Below are 16,981 nucleotides of genomic sequence, written 5' to 3'. Positions count from 1 at the left end.
AGCGAACAGCACCGCCATGACCCAGAGCCAGTCGAGGTCCCGAGACCCGGCCAGCTGGCAAACCGTCCAGCCGGAGCGGGGAAGCCTGTGGATTTTCACGGGCATCCGCGACTTCATCGACAACATCGCCAACTCCTCACCGGCCCGGTTGGCGCTGACGGCATATGTCTTCGCGATTCTGCTGTTCACCGGCCTGCTTTCCCTGCCCGCGGCATCGGCGGACGGTTCGGTCACTCCCATCCACCAGGCCTTGTTCACCGCTGTTTCCAGTGTCTGTGTGACCGGTCTGACGGTTGTGTCGACGGCGACGCACTGGACGTTCTTCGGCCAGCTCGTGATTCTGGTGGGCATCTTCGTGGGTGGGTTGGGAACCCTGACACTCGCATCGCTCCTGGCGCTCATGGTCAGCAAACGGCTGGGTGTGAGGGGCAAGCTCATCGCCCAGGAGGCCATGAACAACGCCGGACGCCTGGGCGAAGTGGGTACGTTGTTGCGGATCGTCATCTCGACGTCCGTGACGATCGAGGCGATCCTGGCCATCGCGATGATTCCGCGGTTCCTGACACTCGGAGAGGACTTCTGGCAGGCAGTCTGGCACGGAATCTTCTACTCGATTTCTTCCTTCAACAATGCCGGGTTCACGCCCCATTCCGACGGAATCGTGCCGTACGAGACCGATCTGTGGATTCTTGTGCCGCTCATGCTGGGAGTGTTCCTCGGCAGCCTCGGCTTCCCGGTGATGCTGGTGCTTCGGCGGCACGGCCTCAATTGGAAGAAGTGGAGCCTCCACACCAAGCTGACCATCCAGGTTTCCTTGATCCTCCTCATTGCCGGCGCAGTCCTGTGGGCCCTGATGGAGTGGGACAACACCAACACCATCGCCAACATGAGTGTCGGCGACAAGATCACGCATTCCATTTTCGCCTCGGTCATGACGCGCTCCGGCGGCTTCAACCTGGTTGACCAGAGCCACATGGACGCCACCACCAGGCTGCTGTCGGACGCGCTCATGTTCGCCGGCGGCGGTTCGGCATCGACGGCGGGCGGCATCAAGGTGACCACCGTCGCGGTCATGTTCCTCGCCATCGTCGCTGAGGCCCGGGGCGATCAGGACGTCAAGGTCTATGGCCGTACGATTCCCGAGGGCACCATGCGGGTAGCTATCTCGGTGATCGTCGCCGGCGCCACCTTGGTGTGCGCGGCCGCATTCTTGCTTCTGGCCATCAGCGGCGCCAGTTTGGACCGGGTACTCTTCGAAACCATTTCAGCCTTTGCAACCGTAGGCCTCAGCACGAACCTCAGCGCCGAACTCCCGCCGTCGGGGGTTTACATCCTCGCCGCCCTCATGTTCGCCGGCCGCATCGGCACCATTACCCTTGCCTCCGCCTTGGCCCTCCGCCAGCGCAGGCAGCTATTCCACTATCCGGAAGAGAGGCCGATCATTGGCTAATTCATCAGGCGTCCCCAACCGGCCGGCGCACAACGCGCCCGTGCTGGTGATCGGCTTGGGCCGATTCGGTGCGGCCACTGCCGAGCAGCTCGTCAAGCAAGGACGCGAAGTCCTGGCCATCGAGCGCGACCGCACGCTCGTCCAGAACTGGGCCTCGGTGCTGACGCATGTGGTCGAAGCGGACGCCACCAACATCGATGCCCTCCGCCAGCTTGGCGCGCAGGAATTCAGCTCTGCCGTGGTGGGCGTGGGAACGTCGATCGAATCCTCGGTGCTCATCACGGTGAACCTCGTGGACCTGGGAATCGAACACCTCTGGGTGAAAGCGATCACCGCCTCCCACGGCAAGATCCTCACCCGCATCGGCGCCAACCATGTCATCTACCCCGAGGCCGACGCCGGAGTCCGTGCGGCACACCTGGTCTCCGGGCGCATGCTGGACTTCATCGAGTTCGACGACGATTTCGCCATCGTGAAAATGTACCCGCCCAAGGAAACGGTGGGCTTCACGCTGGATGAGTCCAAGGTCCGTTCGAAATACGGCGTGACCATTGTTGGCGTGAAATCCCCGGGCGAGGACTTCACCTACGCCCGACCGGACACGAAGGTTTCCGGCCGCGACATGCTGATTGTGTCCGGCCACGTGGACCTGCTGGAACGGTTCGCGGCGCGGCCGTAGCCACCGTCCTCGTGAGCACCGTAAGTAGGACTAAGCGAGCTGCTGTGTGATTTCCGCTGCCCGGGCGGCCGCGGCGCGGGCTCCGTCGGCGATGATCGCAGGTATCCCGCCGTCGTTGAACGCAGCGATGGCGCGTTCGGTGGTGCCGTTGGGGCTGGTCACGGCAATGCGCAGCGCGGTGGGGTCGGCTCCGGGCTCAGCGAGCATGAAACCGGCGCCCGCCACGGTCTCGCGGGAAATCTTGAGGGAGAGCTCGGGATCCAGGCCAAGCTCGACGCCGGCGGCAGCCATTGCTTCTGCGAGGTAGAACGCGTACGCGGGGCCGGAGCCGCTGATGGCGGAGAGGGCATCCACCTGTTCCTCGGGGATTTCCACCACGGTGCCTGCGGCGGCGAGGATGTCCTTGGCCTGCTGGAGCTGCGCGGGGGTGCAGTTGGTTCCGGGCGAAACAGAGACTACCCCGCGGCCGAGCTTGGCGGGCGTGTTGGGCATCGTGCGGATGACCGGCTGGCCCGCCGGCAGGGCAGCTTCCAGCTGGGCGATGGACACGGCTGCGGCAACGCTGATCACAATGGTGTTCTTGGCCAGCGCTGGTGAGATTTCCCGGGCAAGATCGGCAATGCCCGCAGGCTTGACGCCCAGGATGACAACCGAAGCGCCCTTCGTGGCCAGCTTGTTGTTGTCTGGTTCCTCGGCTCCGGCAATCGTCATGACATGGTGGCGCTCAGCTAGTTCCGCCGCACGTTCTGCGCGACGCACAGTGGCGACGACGTCCGACGGGTCCGTTCCGGCAGCCAGCAGGCCACCCAGGATGGCCTCGTTCATGGACCCACAGCCAAGGAATGCGATTCGGTTGCTCATGGCTCCATGATGCCAGTTCGGCCACCCCGCTGCCGAACGGATTTCGGAAGCTGTTCGAACAAGCCAGGATTCCCAGCTGGTTCCCAAGGTTATCGCAGGCTGCACCCAACATCGATCCGTAGCTTAGTAATTACCTCATTGAGGGTGCGAGTGATGAGGCGGGCATGGGGATGTCCGCCACAAGCACCGGTGGTCGAACGGGTTTCCCCCCATTTTCCCGTATCGACCGCCGGTGCTTTCTCGTTTAAGGAACCTAGATCTCAAAGGCTCCCACGAGCGGCGCCCCCAAGTGCTGGCGGGCGAAGCGCAGCGTCTCGGCAAGCCACTCCTCGCGTTCACCGGCAGCCTTGGCCTTGCGTGTCGAAATCTCGGCAACCACGGTGCCCTCGAATCCACTGGAAGCGAGATACTGCAGCGCCTCGGCGCACTGTTGGGTGCCGTAACCGGGGATCAGGTGCTCGTCCTTGCCCGAGCCCGAACCATCTGTGAGGTGGACGTGCCGCAGCTTGCTCCCGAGCGCCTGGATCGCCTCCAGGCTGTTGGCACCCGCGGTGGCGGCGTGCGAGAAGTCCCAGGTGACGTCGTCGTAATCCTGGCCCATCGGATCCCAGTGCGGAAGGTAAGCGAGCGCCTCCCGGCCGCGCACACGCCACGGGTACATGTTCTCTACGGCGATGTGCACTTGGTACATCGCCGCGATTTCGCGCACGCCGGCAGCGAAGTTCTCCGCATAGTTCGACTGCCACCGGAACGGCGGGTGGACCACCACGGTGTTGCAGCCGACTTCGCGCGCCATCTGGCAGGACATCTCGATCTTGTTCCACGCCGGACCCCAAACCTGCTGGGTCAGCAGCAGGGTGGGCGCGTGGATGGAGACGATTTGCTGGTCGTAGCGATGGCTTAGCTGGATGAGGGCATCCGGGTTCTGGCTGGTGGCGTTGTTGGTCACCATCACCTCGACGCCGTCGTACCCCAGGTCCTGGGCCACGGCAAAAGCGTCATGGACGCTGAGAGGATAGACCGAAGCGCTGGATAGCGCCACCGGGATCCTCGGCGTGTCTTCTTCGGAGTGCTCGACGTCGGTGCTCATGTTAGTTGGCCTGCCTCCCGGCGATGGGGATTGGTATGGATACTGCCGCGGGCGCGGCCTTTCCGGTGTTGGCGCCCAGGCGTGGCACGGGTACCGCGCCTCCGAGCCCGACATGCGGGGCCGGGGCCAGCGGGCCATCGAAGATCAACTGGTCGAGCCGGCGGAGGATCAATCCCTCGCGCAAGGCCCAGGGGCAGATCTCCATGCTGGGAAACTCGAACAATTCCAATGCGGCCTCGGCGACGAGGGCACCCGCAAGGATCTGCGCCGCCCGTGCATCCGAGACGCCCGGGAGGTACAGCCGGTCCTCGACGGTCATGGCCGAGATCCGCTGCGCCCACAGCCCCAAGTCCGTGGCGTGGAGTTCGCGCTTGACGTAGGGCCCGGCGCCACTGGGGGCCGCACCTGCGATGCGTGCAAGCGAACGGAAGGTCTTGGAGGTTCCGGCCACCAGGTTGGCCCGGCCCAATTGCTTGAACTCGCGCACGACCGGCTTGAGCGTGTGCCGGATGTACTTGCGCAGCTCTTTGACGCTTTTGGCCGTGGGCGGGTCATTGTGGAGCCAGTCCCTCGTCAAGCGGCTGGCGCCAAGCGGCACTGACACCGCGAGTTCGGGCAGTTCATCCTGGCCGAACGCCATTTCGAAGGACCCACCGCCGATGTCGAGGTCCAGGATCGGTCCGGCGCCCCAACCGTACCAGCGTCGAACCGCGAAGAACGTCATGGAGGCTTCTTCACTGCCGGTCAGTTCCTGCAGGGTCACGGTGGTTTCGTGCTTCACCCGGGCGAGGACCTCGACGCCGTTGGTGGCTTCGCGGATGGCCGAGGTACAAAAAGCCAGGAGGTCCTCGGCCTTGTGGCGGGCTGCGAACTCCCAGGCTTCGAGGACGAACTCGATCAACTCGTGTTGTCCGGCGTCGTTGATGTTGCCGTCGGCGTCCAGGAACTGAACCAGCGAAAGCGGTCGCTTGTGGGAGGCAAATGCGACCGGACGTGCTCCCGGATGCGCATCCACCAAAAGCAAATGGACGGTGTTGGAACCGATGTCTAGGACGCCAAGACGCATTCTGCCATTATTCCCCGATTCGAAGCGTGTGAAGCAAGTACGACTGCCGATTCGTGCCGTCGGCTAGGCAATTAGTCCCGGGGTCCGTCGACGGGTGCATCTGCGGCAGGGGCGGTGGCTTCGCCCGTTGCTTCCTCGGCTTCGTCCGCGCGGGTGAAGTCGCGGCGGACGTTGGCGATGCCTTCCGGACCCATCTCGAAGCCGTGCTCGCTGCCGGGGTTGATCACCAGGCCCAGCTCGTCGCCGATGCTGTCCAGGATCGCCGAGCCGTGGGTGCCCAGGACGTTGGGTGCGGCCTCAAGGAAGTGCGATTCCACCCGGCTCGGGTGGCTGAACACGGCGAGGACCGGCTGGCCCTCGGAGTTGGCGAGGACAAGCGGCTCCACCGCGGCGTCAGGCTTGTCCAAGGAGTCGGTGCTCAGGATGTAGACCTCGTTGTTCAGGAAGGCCAGGATGACGTCCACAGGGTTTGCGTCGGGCTGCCCGGACTTTGCGAGCTTGGACTCAAGGTCGTTCAAGGGCAAGGATTCCGGGGCTGCCGGCTGATCTGTCATGGTTCCACTCGATCACGGTTCCCCTGCCGGAAGCAATTCCCGGTCCGCCCGGGCCGCCGTCCGGTGGCGAGATCGTGGGTGCGGGCCGTACGCTGCGTTCCGGAACGTAGTCCTCGGCCCGCACCCACGATTTCGGCAAGCAGAACTACTTCTTCGCCGTGGCCCTCTTCGCAGGCGCCTTCCGGGCCGTGGTGGTCCGCTTGACCGGGCCTTTGGCGCGCTTCTCGGCAAGGAGCTCGATTGCCTGTTCCCGGGTCAGCTCTTCCAAGGACGTGGCGCGCGGAACGGTGATGTTGGTGACGCCGTCGGTGATGTACGGCCCGAAACGGCCTTCCTTCACCACGATGTTCTTCTCCGAAACCGGGTCCGGACCGAACTCGGCCAGCGGCGGCACGGCAGCACGCGCACCACGCTGCTTCGGCTGGGAGTAGATTTCCAGTGCCTGTTCCAAGGTGATCGTGAAGATCTCTTCCTCGGATCCGATGGAACGGGAGTCCGTGCCCTTCTTCAGGTACGGCCCGAAGCGGCCGTTCTGCACCGTGATCGGGTTGCCGTCGGCGTCTGCGCCGAGGACACGAGGCAGGCTCATGAGCTGCAGGGCTTCGTCGAGCGAGATCGAGTCAACCGTCATTGACTTGAACAGAGATCCCGTGCGCGGCTTGGCCTTGACGGGCTTCTTCGGCGGCTTCGGTTTGCCGTTCTTGTAATACTCCACCGGCTGGTTGGCCAGCTGCTCTTCGGTCATTTCCGGGATGATCTCGGTGACATAGGCCCCGTAGCGGCCGTTCTTGGCTACCACGGTGTGCCCGGTGTGCGGATCCGCGCCCAGGACACGTTCCTCAGGGGCAGCCGTTTCCATGAGCTCTACGGCCTTTGCCGCGGTCAGCTCGTCCGGCGCGAGGTCCTCGGGGACGTTGGCTCGCGCAGACTCCACGACTTCGCCGGTCTTGGGGTCGACGGTAGGGATCGAGCTTTCCAAGTACGGGCCGAACTTGCCGACGCGCAGCGTAATGCCCTCGGCGATCGGCACGGAGTTGATCTCGCGAGCATCGATTTCACCGAGGTTGTTGACGATGCTCAGGAGGCCAGGATCGGCGTCTTCACCGTAGTAGAAGTGCTTGAGCCAAGCTGCACCGACGGCCTGGCCGTTGGCGATCTTGTCCAGGTCGCCTTCCATGTCCGCCGTGAATTCGTAGTCCACGTAGTCGGTGAAGTGCTGCTCCAGCAGGCGGATCACCGAGAAGGCGATCCAGCTGGGAACCAGCGCAGACCCCTGCTTCCGGACGTAGCCGCGGTCCTGAATGGTGGAGATCGTGGATGCGTAGGTGGAAGGACGGCCAATGCCGCGCTTTTCCAGCTCCGCAGTCAGCGAGGCTTCCGTGTACCGCGGCGGTGGCGAGGTGTCGTGGCCAACAGCAACGATGTCCGAAGCCGTGAGGGAATCATCTTTGGCCACGTTGGGAAGGCGCCGGGCTTCGTCGGAGTCGTCGTCGCCGCGGCTCTCGTCCTTGCCTTCTTCGTAGGCCGCCAGAAAGCCCGGGAAGGTGATGACAGTGCCGGAGGCCGAGAATTCGGCGTCGCGTCCGTCGTTTGCCACTGCGCCGAGGCGGATGGTGGCGGTGGAGCCCTTGGCGTCGCCCATCTGGGACGCGATGGTGCGCTTCCAGATGAGTTCGTAGAGCCGGAAAGCGTCTCCGGTCAGGTGGTTGGCCACCTGGGCCGGGGTGCGGAAGGAGTCACCCGCGGGGCGGATCGCCTCGTGGGCTTCCTGCGCGTTTGCGGCCCTATTGGCGTAGACGCGCGGAGACTGCGGCACGTACTCGGGACCGTACAGTTCGGAGGCCTGGCGGCGTGCGGCCGTGAGGGCTTCGTCGCTCAAGGCGGACGAGTCCGTACGCATATAGGTGATGTAGCCGTTTTCATACAGGCGCTGGGCGATCTGCATGGTGCTCTTGGAGGTGAAGCGCAGCTTGCGGCCGGCTTCCTGCTGAAGGGTCGACGTCGTGAACGGCGCGGCGGGACGGCGCGTGTACGGCTTGGTGTCGACCGAGCGGACGCGGAAGTCCGCGTTCTCGAGCCCGGCGGCCAACGACGTCGCGAGTTCCTCGTTGAGGTGCACTGCGTTCGCGGAGGTGAGGACGCCGTCGTCGTTGAAGTCACGGCCGCTGGCTACCTTCGCGCCGTCCACGGCGGCGAGCTTGGCCTTGAACGTCGCGGAGCCGGTACCGAACTGGCCGGTCAGGTCCCAGTACGATGCGGATTTGAACGCCATGCGTTCGCGTTCGCGGTCAACCACCATGCGGGTCACGACCGACTGGACCCGGCCGGCCGACAGTCCGCGGGCAACCTTGCGCCACAGCACCGGGGAGATCTCGTAACCGTACAGACGGTCCAGGATGCGGCGCGTTTCCTGGGCGTCGACGAGGGCGCTGTCGACGTCGCGCAGGTTGTCCATGGCGCGGTGGATGGCTTCCTTGGTGATTTCACCGAACGTCATGCGGTAGACGGGAACCTTGGGTTTCAGGACCTCCAGGAGGTGCCACGCGATGGCCTCGCCCTCGCGGTCCCCATCGGTTGCGAGATAGAGCGCGTCAGCGTCTTTCAGCTGGGCCTTGAGTTCGGCAACCTTTTTCTTCTTGTCCGGGGACACCACGTAATACGGTTTGAAGTCGTTCTCGATGTCGACGGCGAACTTGCCCACCGAGGTCTTCTTCAGTTCTGCAGGGAGGTCCGAGGGCTGCGGGAGGTCGCGGATGTGGCCGATCGAGGCCTCGACAATGAAGCCCTCGCCCAGGTACTTGGCGATGGTCTTGCTCTTGGCCGGAGACTCCACGATCACGAGTTTCTTGCCGGTTTTTGCCTTGCTGGGCACGGTTCTCCTACAGAAAAATGAATTGCTTGGGCTCGTGCCCATATTGGCCTAGTTCACCATATTTTGCAGAATCGTGCGTTTCCATGTGCACAAGTGCTGTGGAGGAACAGTGGGTTTGGGCTAGGTTGAGGTCGGGGTCCGGTCGTCCGGAATCATTGACCACATCGTAGCGATTCGTACCGCTCCTTCGGGAATCCGGGTGGGATCTTCGAGGTCATATGACCTGATGAGGTCTTGGAACTTGGCCTTGAGATCCGTCCGCTGGTCGGGAGTCAGGTACAGCAGATCGCTGGACAGCACCATGGCGGCTGCCTCGTTGGCGGTCTCGCCGCGCAGGCGCCGCTCACCACGGGCCCGGGTGAAGGCCGTAGCCCGACGCCGGAAGGCGTCCAGTTCAAGTTCGACGACGGCGATCTCCGGGCTCGGAGCGTTGCCGCCGGATTTGATGGTGAAGTCCGAACCCGCAGCCTTCCAACGGCGTTCGCGGGCATCGCCTTCGTTGTCTGCGGCAGTCACGATCCCCCACTTCTGGAGCGCCCGCAGGTGGTAGCTCATGGCGCTCGGCGTGAGCCCGGTCTGTGCGGCGAGCTCGGTGGCCGTCCGGCTCAACTGCGTGGAATACAGTTCCGAGATGACCTCAAGCCGGGCCGCGTGGGCCAGCGCACGGATCGCTTTGGGGTCGGTGATCTCCACCGTCTTGCCGGGCCGTTTCCGGCGCTTCGCGGATGCCAGCCCGGTGGATACCCCATTGTCTTCATTCACCGAAACAGTTTATCCGCCGGTACCGCCGCAAGTGCCCTACGCCGCGGGGAGCAGGAAGCCGTCGCGGACCAGGTTCCCCACATCGGAGAGCAACCCGGTGCGGAACGCGTCGTCGTCGAAGTCCTCCCCTCCACCCAGCAGGGCGGCCAGGGCGCCGATCAGCTGGCGGACGGACAACTCGCCGTCACATGCCGACACGAAGCCGGCCAGCTCGGTGCTCAACAGGTTCGTCCTGCGGAGGCCCGCGCCTTGGCGCAACAGGATGACGCCGGGGTGCTCGGCGCCGGGACGCTGGTGGCGTTCCTCGGTCACGTCCTCGGCCACCACCAGGTGGGCCTCGGAGAGCTCGTGGGCGTCCAGCCAGTCGGCGCGTTCGACGGCGGCGGCAAGGTGCGGACCGATCGGTTGCTCGATAGGGTAGGTGATTTCTTCGAATCGGGTGGGGGCAGCTCCCGGAGGCAGGGCCTCGGGCCGCCGCAGCCAGATCATTCCGAAGCCAATGGCCTCCACATTGCGGGAGGCGAAATCCTCCAGGTAGGCGGCATAGGCAGCACGGTAGAGCTCGCGGTCGCGCCCCTCGGAGGCGTCCTGCAGCCAGGTCTCCGCGTACAGCTCGGGGCTCACCTGTTCCCTCTGGATGAACCACGCCTCGGTGCCGGACCCGGCGAGCCACGACGAAGGCCGTTCGGTCCAGCCGCTGCCCGCAGGGATCTCCCAATTGCCGAGCATCTGCGCCGTGCCGCCGGGGGCGAGGACGTCGGGCAGCGTGCGGACGAGGTTGGCGACGATGTCGTCGCCGGGGAGGCCGCCGTCGCGGTACGTGAACTGATCCGAAGATTGCTCGCCGACACTTCGCGGGGTAATCACGAAAGGCGGATTGGACACCACTAGATCGAAAGTCTCGCCTGCCACGGGTTCCAGGAGCGAACCCAGCCGCAAGCTCACGCGGGACTCGAGATTGGCCGGGTCAAGGTGCAGGGCCTCGGCATTGAGCATCAGGTTGAAACGGGTGAACGCGAGGGCCCGCTCGGAGATGTCCGTCGCCGTGACGTGCTCGCTGTGGTGCAGGAGGTGAAAGGTCTGGATTCCGCAACCCGTCCCGAGGTCCAGGGCGCGTTTCGAGTGCCGCCGGATGGTGGTCTGGACAAGGGTGGTGGAGGCCTGCCCGATGCCCAGCACATGGTCGTGCCGAAGCACACCGGGCTGCTGGTGGGCGGCGAGATCACTGGAAACCCACAGTTCAGCGCCGCCGCTTCCGCTGTTGTCTGCTCCGGAGTCGCCCTCCCAACCGTACGGCCGCAAATCCACCTTGGCGGCGACAGCACCGCCGTCGTTCTTCTCCACCAAACCAAGCTCCACCAAACCCGAGGTGCGGACGCGCGGCAGGGCGGCGTCGAGCTCGGCTTCGGTTTGGGGGACGGCGAGAAGCCACAAGCGCACGACGACGGCGAGCGCGGCTTTCGCCGGGTCCGTCGCCGGGTTTCCGGCGGAGTCAGCCGGTTCGGTGACGATGAGTGCGGGGATGAGCTGGTCCCGGGCGAGGGCCGCGTGGGCGGACTGTCCCAGCAGCCCTGCCACTCCGTCCACGGTGTAGCCGACGTGTCGCAGGTCTTCGGCGAGCGCTGTGAGCAGCGCGGGAAGGTCGCTGCGGGGAGCGTCGAGGGTGGTGGGGGCGGCCCCAAAGGTGGCGGGCGTTGCGGGATCAGTCACCGTGCAAGTCTATTGGGGGCAGCGGCTGGGCGGCGTCGGGCGCGCATTCGTCGGTCCGGCGGCTGCGTCGGCTGCGACGTCGGCGGGGAGCCGATCGAGCAGGTAGCGTTGAATCATGGCATTTCACCCCTCCATTTGGCGTCGCGCTGCATTTCTGGTCCTTGGCGCAGGCATCCTTGCGGTGACGGCGTGCTCCTCCGGGAGATCTGTCTCCAACGCCGACGTCCCCGCGTGGAAGGCGACCACCATGCCCTCGGTGGCCGGAGTGGTCTTGGAGGACTCTGGAAAAATCCCGAACCGCGATCCCTTGGTCAAGAACTTCGCCAGCGTCGCTGCGGGAAGCTACATTTTGACTGTTGCGTGTGACGGCGGTGGCAAGGCCTTCTTCGACGTTTCCTCGGGTGGTACCCGGATTACCGAGGCCGGGGCAGCCTGCTTTGGCAGCCGCGAGACGTCCCGTATCAAGATTCCCTCGACCGGTCCTGTGAGCATCGGCGCAAGCAGCGTGGACGCTCCCGTGATCTACGCGTACCAACTGGTGCCGGCTTCGTAGCTGCCCCCTTCGTTCGAGGTTTCGGCCAGGCGTAGAGTCGGCTTATGGGGTGGGCGCGCGCCCTGAAGTCGTGGGCGCAGGATGTCCTTCCGGACGTCTTCCCGGGGGAACGTATGCGGTGACGCTGGCGTGCCGTGGTGCCCGCAGTGCCGATTTCACCGTTCGAAACGGAAGCGACGTCCTCGTCGAGGTGATGTTGCGGTGCGGCACCACACGGGTCAAAGTCCTGCAGCTGGAGAAGGATGCCGTCCTGGGAATGACGATCACCGCCCATTCTCCGGCGGACTTCGCGTACCGGGTGAGCCGGATCTGACCGGAGCTAGGCGGCGCAGCCTTCCGGGCAACGCAACGTTTCCGGGCTCGACGCACATTCCGCGCAATACAGAGTGAGGTTGCGGCAGCTCAGGTTGGAACAGTTCTCAAACTTGTTGGTGGGTGCCTGGCAGCGGACGCACTGGCCGATGGTCTTGGCTTCCTCACTGAATTCCAGGTGCATGCGCTTGTCGAAAACGTACAGGGAGCCTTCCCACAGCCCTTGGTCCTTATAGGTTTCGCCGTAACGGACAATCCCGCCGTCGAGTTGGTAAACCTCCTTGAAGCCGCGGTTCACCATGAGGCTGGACAGGACTTCGCAACGGATGCCGCCGGTGCAGTAGGTGACCACAGGCTGGTCCTTGAGGTCGTCGTATTTACCCGAGTCGAGTTCCTTGATGAAGTCGTGGGTGGTGGCGACGTCGGGGACGATTGCGTCCTTGAACTTGCCGATCTGGGCTTCGAAGGCGTTGCGCCCGTCGAAGAACTTTACTTCCTGCCCACTTGCCTTCTTTTCCTCCAGGAGTGCATGGAGCTGTTCAGGCTGAAGGTGGGTGCCACCGCCGACGACGCCGTTCGCATCAACCTTCAGTTCCCCGGGGGCACCGAAGGACACGATTTCATCCCGCACCTTGACGCTGAGCCTCGGAAAGTCGGCCGCTCCGCCTTCGGACCATTTGAAGTCGATATCGTGGAAACCCTTGTATTCCTTGGTGGTCTTCACATACTGCTTGACGTTGTTCAGTTCCCCACCGACTGTGGCGTTGATGCCGTCCCGCGAAATAAGGATGCGCCCGGTCAGGCCGAGCTTCTCGCACAGGGCACGCTGCCAGAGCCGAACGGCGTCCGGGTCTGCGATCGGGGTAAAGCCATAGAAGAGCACAATTCTGTTCAAAGCCACGTATTTAAGGGTACTTGGTGGCCCCAAACCCGTGCGCCGAGCCGCTTTCCGGCTGCCCAAAGTGTTAATGGAGCTGTTACTGACCGGCCCTGTTGATTCCCAGACCTCTGGCATAGTCTCTCTACATGAGTCACGACGCCTTGGTTGAAGACATCGCTGAGCTGCTCGAAGTCTGGGTGGCTGGCTGGTCGGGGTCCCGAAGCTACGAAACGCGCAAGGAAGGCCGGTTCCCGGCAGCACTGCGTGCGGACAAAACCGGCGACTGGGAATTCTTTGCGCACGACCCCTCCGACGCCGAGTTCGCCGCGCTGGCTGCCAAGACCGCCCAGGCGGAAACCCGTATCCTGACGATCCTCACGAACGACGTCGCGCGCTATACCCAGTTGGCGCGCGAAAACGGGCTGAACATCACCTCCGATTCCCAGACCATGATGATCGTGGACATGGGGACGCAGGATGCGGAAGATCCGTGGCTCTCGGATGACGACCTGAAGCTCACGACTTCCGAGAGCAAGGGCGTCCACTATGCGGTGGTCCATGCCGGTGAAGAGGTCGCGGCCAGCGGCCAGGTATTCGTGGTCAGGCAGACGGCGGTGTTCGACAAGATCGTCACCGAGCCCAATTACCAGCGCCGGGGACTGGGCAGTTTCATCATGAAGGCCCTGGCCGCGCAGGCATTTCAACACGATGTTGAAAGCGGCCTCCTCCTGGCTTCTCTGGACGGACAGCATCTCTACTCCCACCTTGGCTGGAAGCATGTGAGCCAGGTGCTCATGATGTCCACCAAGCCGGTCGACGAGACCGACCTGTCCGTCGCGTAGCCGGCCTTCGGCGCCGGGAGCTGCCCGCAGCGGGTCCGCGGCTGGAGCGGCAACCGTTGGGTTCCGTTCCGATGACAGAATGTTCAGGTGAACGCAACTGAATCGATGATCTCCCTTCTGGGCAGGAGCCCGGACCCGGAGCAGTTGCGACATGTCCGCACTATTCCGGCGCGCCAGGCTGTCCATGAGGCATGGCCGGGCTGGGCCCATCCCGATGTGGTTGCCGCCTACGGAACCTTGGGCATCCACGAACCGTACCGGCACCAGATCGAAGTAGCGGAGCTCGCACACTCGGGCCAGAACGTCGTCATCGCCACCGGGACCGCCTCCGGGAAGTCGCTTGCCTACCAGCTCCCCGCCCTCGACGCGATCCATCGTTCCGAGCTGCGGGTGCTGTCCGAGCCGGGCAAGATCCACGACGACGGTGCCGTCACCTTGTATCTCTCGCCCACCAAAGCGCTTGCAGCCGACCAGCTCGCAGCGATCCGCGCGCTCAGGCTCCCTACCGTCCGGGCGGAAACGTACGACGGCGATACCGACCAGTCCCAGCGCCGCTGGATCCGCGATCACGCCAACTTCATCCTCGCCAACCCTGACATGCTGCACTTCGGGATCCTGCCCAACCACACGTGGTGGGCCCGCTTCTTCCGCAGGTTGCGATACGTCATCGTGGACGAGGCCCACAGCTACCGGGGTGTGTTCGGGTCGCACGTCGCCAACCTCATGCGCAGGCTCCGGCGAATCTGCGCCTACTACGGTGCCGGCACCTCCTTTCCCGAACCGGTGTTCATTGCGGCGTCGGCGACGGCTTCAGACCCTGGGACGTCATTTTCCCGGCTCATCGGCACTCCCGTCCGTGAAGTTTCCGAGGACTGTTCACCGCATGGCTCCACCACTGTGGCTTTCTGGGAACCCGCGCTGACCGACCTGAAGGGCGAAAACGGGGCGAAATCCCGCAGGACCGCTGTGGCCGAGACCGCGGACTTGCTGGCCAATCTGGTGTCCTCCCGTGTGCGGACCATCGCCTTCATCAAATCCAGGCGCGGCGCCGAAACAATATCGTCCATCACCAAGCGCCTCCTCGATGAGGTGGACCCGAGCCTGCCACAACGGGTTGCCGCCTACCGCTCCGGTTATCTTCCCGAGGAGAGACGGGCTTTGGAGAAGGCCTTGCGTTCCGGCGAGCTGCTTGGGGTCTCCAGCACGTCCGCATTGGAACTCGGTATCGACATATCCGGACTGGACGCAGTGCTGGTGGCCGGCTGGCCCGGGACGAGGGCTTCCCTGTTCCAACAGATCGGACGGGCCGGCCGAGCGGGCCAGGACGCCATTGCCGCATTCGTGGCCAGCGATGATCCCTTGGACACCTACCTCGTCAACCATCCGGAGGCGATCTTTGATGTGTCGGTCGAGGCCACCGTTTTCGATCCAGGAAACCCTTACGTGCTCGGCCCCCATCTGTGTGCGGCAGCGGCTGAGCTCCCCATCGGCGTGGCCGAACTCGGCCTGTTCGGGCCAACATCCGAGTCCCTCCTGAATCAGCTGGTGGAGCAGGGTTACCTGAGGAAACGGCCCGCGGGCTGGTTCTGGACCCATCCCGAGAGCGCAGCGGCCATGGTGAACCTCCGCGCAGACGGCGGTGGCCCCGTGAGCATCGTGGACTCCGACACTGGCTCCCTGCTGGGCACCATGGACTCGCCACAGACCCATTACCAGGCGCATACAGGGGCGATCTATGTGCACCAAGGGGACAGCTACCTGGTCGAGGAACTGAACGAAGAAGACCATTGCGTGGTGGTTCGCCGAACGAACCCCGACTACTACACGACCGCGCGCGATGTGACCCAGATCGAGGTCCTGCAATCCCTCCGGACCATGGAATGGGGGGATATCGCAGTCCACTTCGGCGAAGTGAAGGTAACAACACAGGTGGTCTCCTTCCAACGTAAGGCACTGATTTCCAACGAGGTTTTGGGGGAAGAACCGCTGGAACTCGGGGCCAGGGATCTCTTCACCAAGGCGGTATGGTTTGTGGTTCACAACCGTTCACTGACCGGCGCGGGCCTTATCGAGGCGCAGTTCCCGGGTGCGCTCCACGCCGCCGAGCACGCCGCCATCGGACTACTTCCGCTGGTCGCTTCAAGTGACCGCTGGGATATCGGCGGTGTTTCAACAGCGCTCCACGCCGACACCGGAGTCCCCACGATATTTGTCTACGACGGCCATCCCGGCGGGGCCGGATTCGCCGAGCGTGGCTTCGAGAAAGCCAAAGTGTGGTTGACCGCCACAAGGGACGCCATCAAAGCCTGCGAATGTGACTCCGGATGCCCTTCCTGCGTCCAGTCCCCCAAATGCGGCAACAAGAACAATCCCCTGGACAAGGACGCTGCGGTCACGCTGATCGACGTGCTGCTGCGGGACGCGGTCTAGGGCGGCGGCCCGGCCCGGGAGCGGCCTGTCGCGGTCCCGAAGACTGCGCCGCGGTCCAGCTTCGTCCGGATTTCCACGATCCCACCTCCGAGCACTGTGCAAGCCGACAACGAAGCTCCGTGCCGCGCGGCCGTTTCGCTGGCGACCACGCAAGGATCTCCGGCTGTCAGTCCGCGGGCGGCGTCGGCTCCCGCGAGCGCAGCAAGATCGGCGGCAGACGCTGCCCGGTGGGCCATCGTCATAGCTTGGGCAAGGGTCAACGCCGCCGCCAGGCAGGCCAACACAACGAGGCCCAGAGCAACAGCCAGGATGGTTCCCGAACCGCTTTCCGCAAAGCGATCGCCATCGCCGACGCGGGCACTACCTGCCCTCACGCCGCGACCTCTTCCACAGCGGTTTGGAGCCTCTCCATCGGCACAGCACCTCTGAAGTCCACAACGCCGTCTCCGACCTTGAAGAGAGGCGCGGTGGATGCTGATGGTTGCGGTGCCTCTCCCCTCGCCGACGCAGTCGCTGAAAGACTCCAGGGGATGAGCGAGCCAAAAGGCCCGACCACGCGGGCAGATACTGTGACCGTGATCCATTTGCCGTCTTCCGCAACGGCGGCCGACGCGGAATCTCCTGCCAGTCTTCGAACGATTCCGTCCACGGCGGCATGGCTATCTCCGCGGGCGAGGGCCCGCGCTCCCGCCCTGGCAGCTTCTTCCAGGCGCAGCTGGGTAATTCCCGCGGCCGATCCTGCGAGAAGCAAGGCCAATAGAAGCAGGACAGCAGGCAACGCCACGGCAAATTCCGCAGTGACCGCACCGTAGTCCCCCTCAGGGAAGGCCTCTTTCCGACGGTGGCTCGCCCGGCCATCAACCTTTTTCCCCGGAGCGGCCCGTCTGATCGAAGTCTCGGCGCATTGCCTTGAACCCCGC

The 16,981-nt window shown here is 64.3% G+C and carries 16 protein-coding genes; 6 read left to right on the top strand and 10 right to left on the bottom strand.

Annotated features, from left to right (window positions below; all coding sequences use genetic code 11):
- The first annotated feature begins 16 nt into the window (after window positions 1–16).
- Together QRN45_RS03335 and QRN45_RS03330 are read left to right on the top strand one after the other, a co-directional pair.
- Window positions 17–1,450 carry a TrkH family potassium uptake protein gene (locus QRN45_RS03335; protein ID WP_264636922.1) on the top strand — a complete coding sequence of 478 codons (1,434 nt, stop codon included), beginning with the start codon at window positions 17–19 and terminating at the stop codon, window positions 1,448–1,450.
- Between the two features lie 40 nt (window positions 1,451–1,490).
- Window positions 1,491–2,129, top strand: a complete 639-nt coding sequence (locus QRN45_RS03330) for a potassium channel family protein (RefSeq protein ID WP_171983496.1) — start codon at window positions 1,491–1,493, stop codon at window positions 2,127–2,129.
- Between the two features lie 30 nt (window positions 2,130–2,159).
- Here the strand turns inward: QRN45_RS03330 and proC are convergent, their stop codons facing one another.
- The 7 genes from proC to QRN45_RS03295 form a co-directional block, all read right to left on the bottom strand.
- Window positions 2,160–2,990 carry a pyrroline-5-carboxylate reductase gene (proC, locus tag QRN45_RS03325; protein WP_078107660.1) on the bottom strand — a complete coding sequence of 277 codons (831 nt, stop codon included), beginning with the start codon at window positions 2,988–2,990 and terminating at the stop codon, window positions 2,160–2,162.
- 253 nt (window positions 2,991–3,243) lie between these two features.
- Entirely contained in the window at window positions 3,244–4,080 is an 837-nt protein-coding gene (locus QRN45_RS03320) for a sugar phosphate isomerase/epimerase family protein (protein WP_241709302.1), read from the bottom strand.
- A 1-nt stretch (window position 4,081) separates the two neighbouring features.
- A complete protein-coding gene (locus tag QRN45_RS03315; RefSeq protein ID WP_171983495.1) occupies window positions 4,082–5,146 on the bottom strand; it encodes a Ppx/GppA phosphatase family protein in 1,065 nt (354 codons plus the stop codon).
- Window positions 5,147–5,217: 71 nt separating this feature from the next.
- Entirely contained in the window at window positions 5,218–5,700 is a 483-nt protein-coding gene (locus QRN45_RS03310) for an SseB family protein (RefSeq protein ID WP_241709301.1), read from the bottom strand.
- A gap of 145 nt (window positions 5,701–5,845) precedes the next feature.
- Window positions 5,846–8,572, bottom strand: a complete 2,727-nt coding sequence (topA, locus tag QRN45_RS03305) for a type I DNA topoisomerase (protein WP_284762432.1) — start codon at window positions 8,570–8,572, stop codon at window positions 5,846–5,848.
- Between the two features lie 120 nt (window positions 8,573–8,692).
- The gene (locus tag QRN45_RS03300) at window positions 8,693–9,334 is read right to left on the bottom strand and encodes an ArsR/SmtB family transcription factor (RefSeq protein ID WP_284762431.1); all 642 of its coding nucleotides are present in this window, start codon (window positions 9,332–9,334) and stop codon (window positions 8,693–8,695) included.
- Between the two features lie 36 nt (window positions 9,335–9,370).
- Window positions 9,371–11,044, bottom strand: a complete 1,674-nt coding sequence (locus tag QRN45_RS03295) for a DUF7059 domain-containing protein (protein ID WP_284762430.1) — start codon at window positions 11,042–11,044, stop codon at window positions 9,371–9,373.
- Window positions 11,045–11,159: 115 nt separating this feature from the next.
- Between QRN45_RS03295 and QRN45_RS03290 the strand changes: the two genes are divergently transcribed.
- Together QRN45_RS03290 and QRN45_RS03285 are read left to right on the top strand one after the other, a co-directional pair.
- Complete coding sequence (locus tag QRN45_RS03290) at window positions 11,160–11,597, top strand: DUF6023 family protein (RefSeq protein ID WP_284762429.1); 438 nt, start codon at window positions 11,160–11,162, stop codon at window positions 11,595–11,597.
- Window positions 11,598–11,646: 49 nt separating this feature from the next.
- Window positions 11,647–11,910, top strand: coding sequence for a DUF6023 family protein (locus QRN45_RS03285; protein ID WP_284762428.1), 264 nt, complete (start codon window positions 11,647–11,649; stop codon window positions 11,908–11,910).
- 6 nt (window positions 11,911–11,916) lie between these two features.
- Here QRN45_RS03285 and trhO read toward each other — a convergent pair whose 3' ends face one another.
- Window positions 11,917–12,810, bottom strand: a complete 894-nt coding sequence (gene trhO, locus QRN45_RS03280) for an oxygen-dependent tRNA uridine(34) hydroxylase TrhO (protein ID WP_078107651.1) — start codon at window positions 12,808–12,810, stop codon at window positions 11,917–11,919.
- Window positions 12,811–12,935: 125 nt separating this feature from the next.
- Here trhO and QRN45_RS03275 point away from each other — a divergent pair, with 125 nt between their 5' ends.
- A complete protein-coding gene (locus QRN45_RS03275; protein ID WP_078107650.1) occupies window positions 12,936–13,631 on the top strand; it encodes a GNAT family N-acetyltransferase in 696 nt (231 codons plus the stop codon).
- Window positions 13,632–13,736: 105 nt separating this feature from the next.
- Window positions 13,737–16,061 carry a DEAD/DEAH box helicase gene (locus tag QRN45_RS03270; protein WP_502870695.1) on the top strand — a complete coding sequence of 775 codons (2,325 nt, stop codon included), beginning with the start codon at window positions 13,737–13,739 and terminating at the stop codon, window positions 16,059–16,061.
- Here the strand turns inward: QRN45_RS03270 and QRN45_RS03265 are convergent.
- Together QRN45_RS03265 and QRN45_RS03260 are read right to left on the bottom strand one after the other, a co-directional pair.
- Window positions 16,058–16,435, bottom strand: coding sequence for an Rv3654c family TadE-like protein (locus tag QRN45_RS03265; protein ID WP_284762426.1), 378 nt, complete (start codon window positions 16,433–16,435; stop codon window positions 16,058–16,060). The two genes, QRN45_RS03270 and QRN45_RS03265, sit on opposite strands and share 4 nt — an antisense overlap.
- Window positions 16,432–16,950, bottom strand: coding sequence for a TadE family type IV pilus minor pilin (locus QRN45_RS03260; RefSeq protein ID WP_372489671.1), 519 nt, complete (start codon window positions 16,948–16,950; stop codon window positions 16,432–16,434). Before QRN45_RS03260 ends, QRN45_RS03265 begins: the two co-directional genes overlap by 4 nt.
- Window positions 16,951–16,981: the final 31 nt, after the last annotated feature.

This window comes from Arthrobacter sp. efr-133-R2A-63 (assembly GCF_030209795.1).
Classification (GTDB): Bacteria; Actinomycetota; Actinomycetes; order Actinomycetales; family Micrococcaceae; genus Arthrobacter; species Arthrobacter bambusae_A.
This window is presented reverse-complemented; position numbering and strand designations above follow the sequence as displayed.

Coding starts and splice junctions, on each gene's coding strand:
- QRN45_RS03320 (WP_241709302.1), bottom strand. CDS start 4,080: ATGAGCACCGACGTCGAGCACTCCGAAGAAGACACGCCGAGGATCCCG.
- QRN45_RS03275 (WP_078107650.1), top strand. CDS start 12,936: ATGAGTCACGACGCCTTGGTTGAAGACATCGCTGAGCTGCTCGAAGTC.
- QRN45_RS03315 (WP_171983495.1), bottom strand. CDS start 5,146: ATGCGTCTTGGCGTCCTAGACATCGGTTCCAACACCGTCCATTTGCTT.
- proC (WP_078107660.1), bottom strand. CDS start 2,990: ATGAGCAACCGAATCGCATTCCTTGGCTGTGGGTCCATGAACGAGGCC.
- QRN45_RS03310 (WP_241709301.1), bottom strand. CDS start 5,700: ATGACAGATCAGCCGGCAGCCCCGGAATCCTTGCCCTTGAACGACCTT.
- QRN45_RS03335 (WP_264636922.1), top strand. CDS start 17: ATGACCCAGAGCCAGTCGAGGTCCCGAGACCCGGCCAGCTGGCAAACC.
- QRN45_RS03270 (WP_502870695.1), top strand. CDS start 13,737: ATGATCTCCCTTCTGGGCAGGAGCCCGGACCCGGAGCAGTTGCGACAT.
- QRN45_RS03290 (WP_284762429.1), top strand. CDS start 11,160: ATGGCATTTCACCCCTCCATTTGGCGTCGCGCTGCATTTCTGGTCCTT.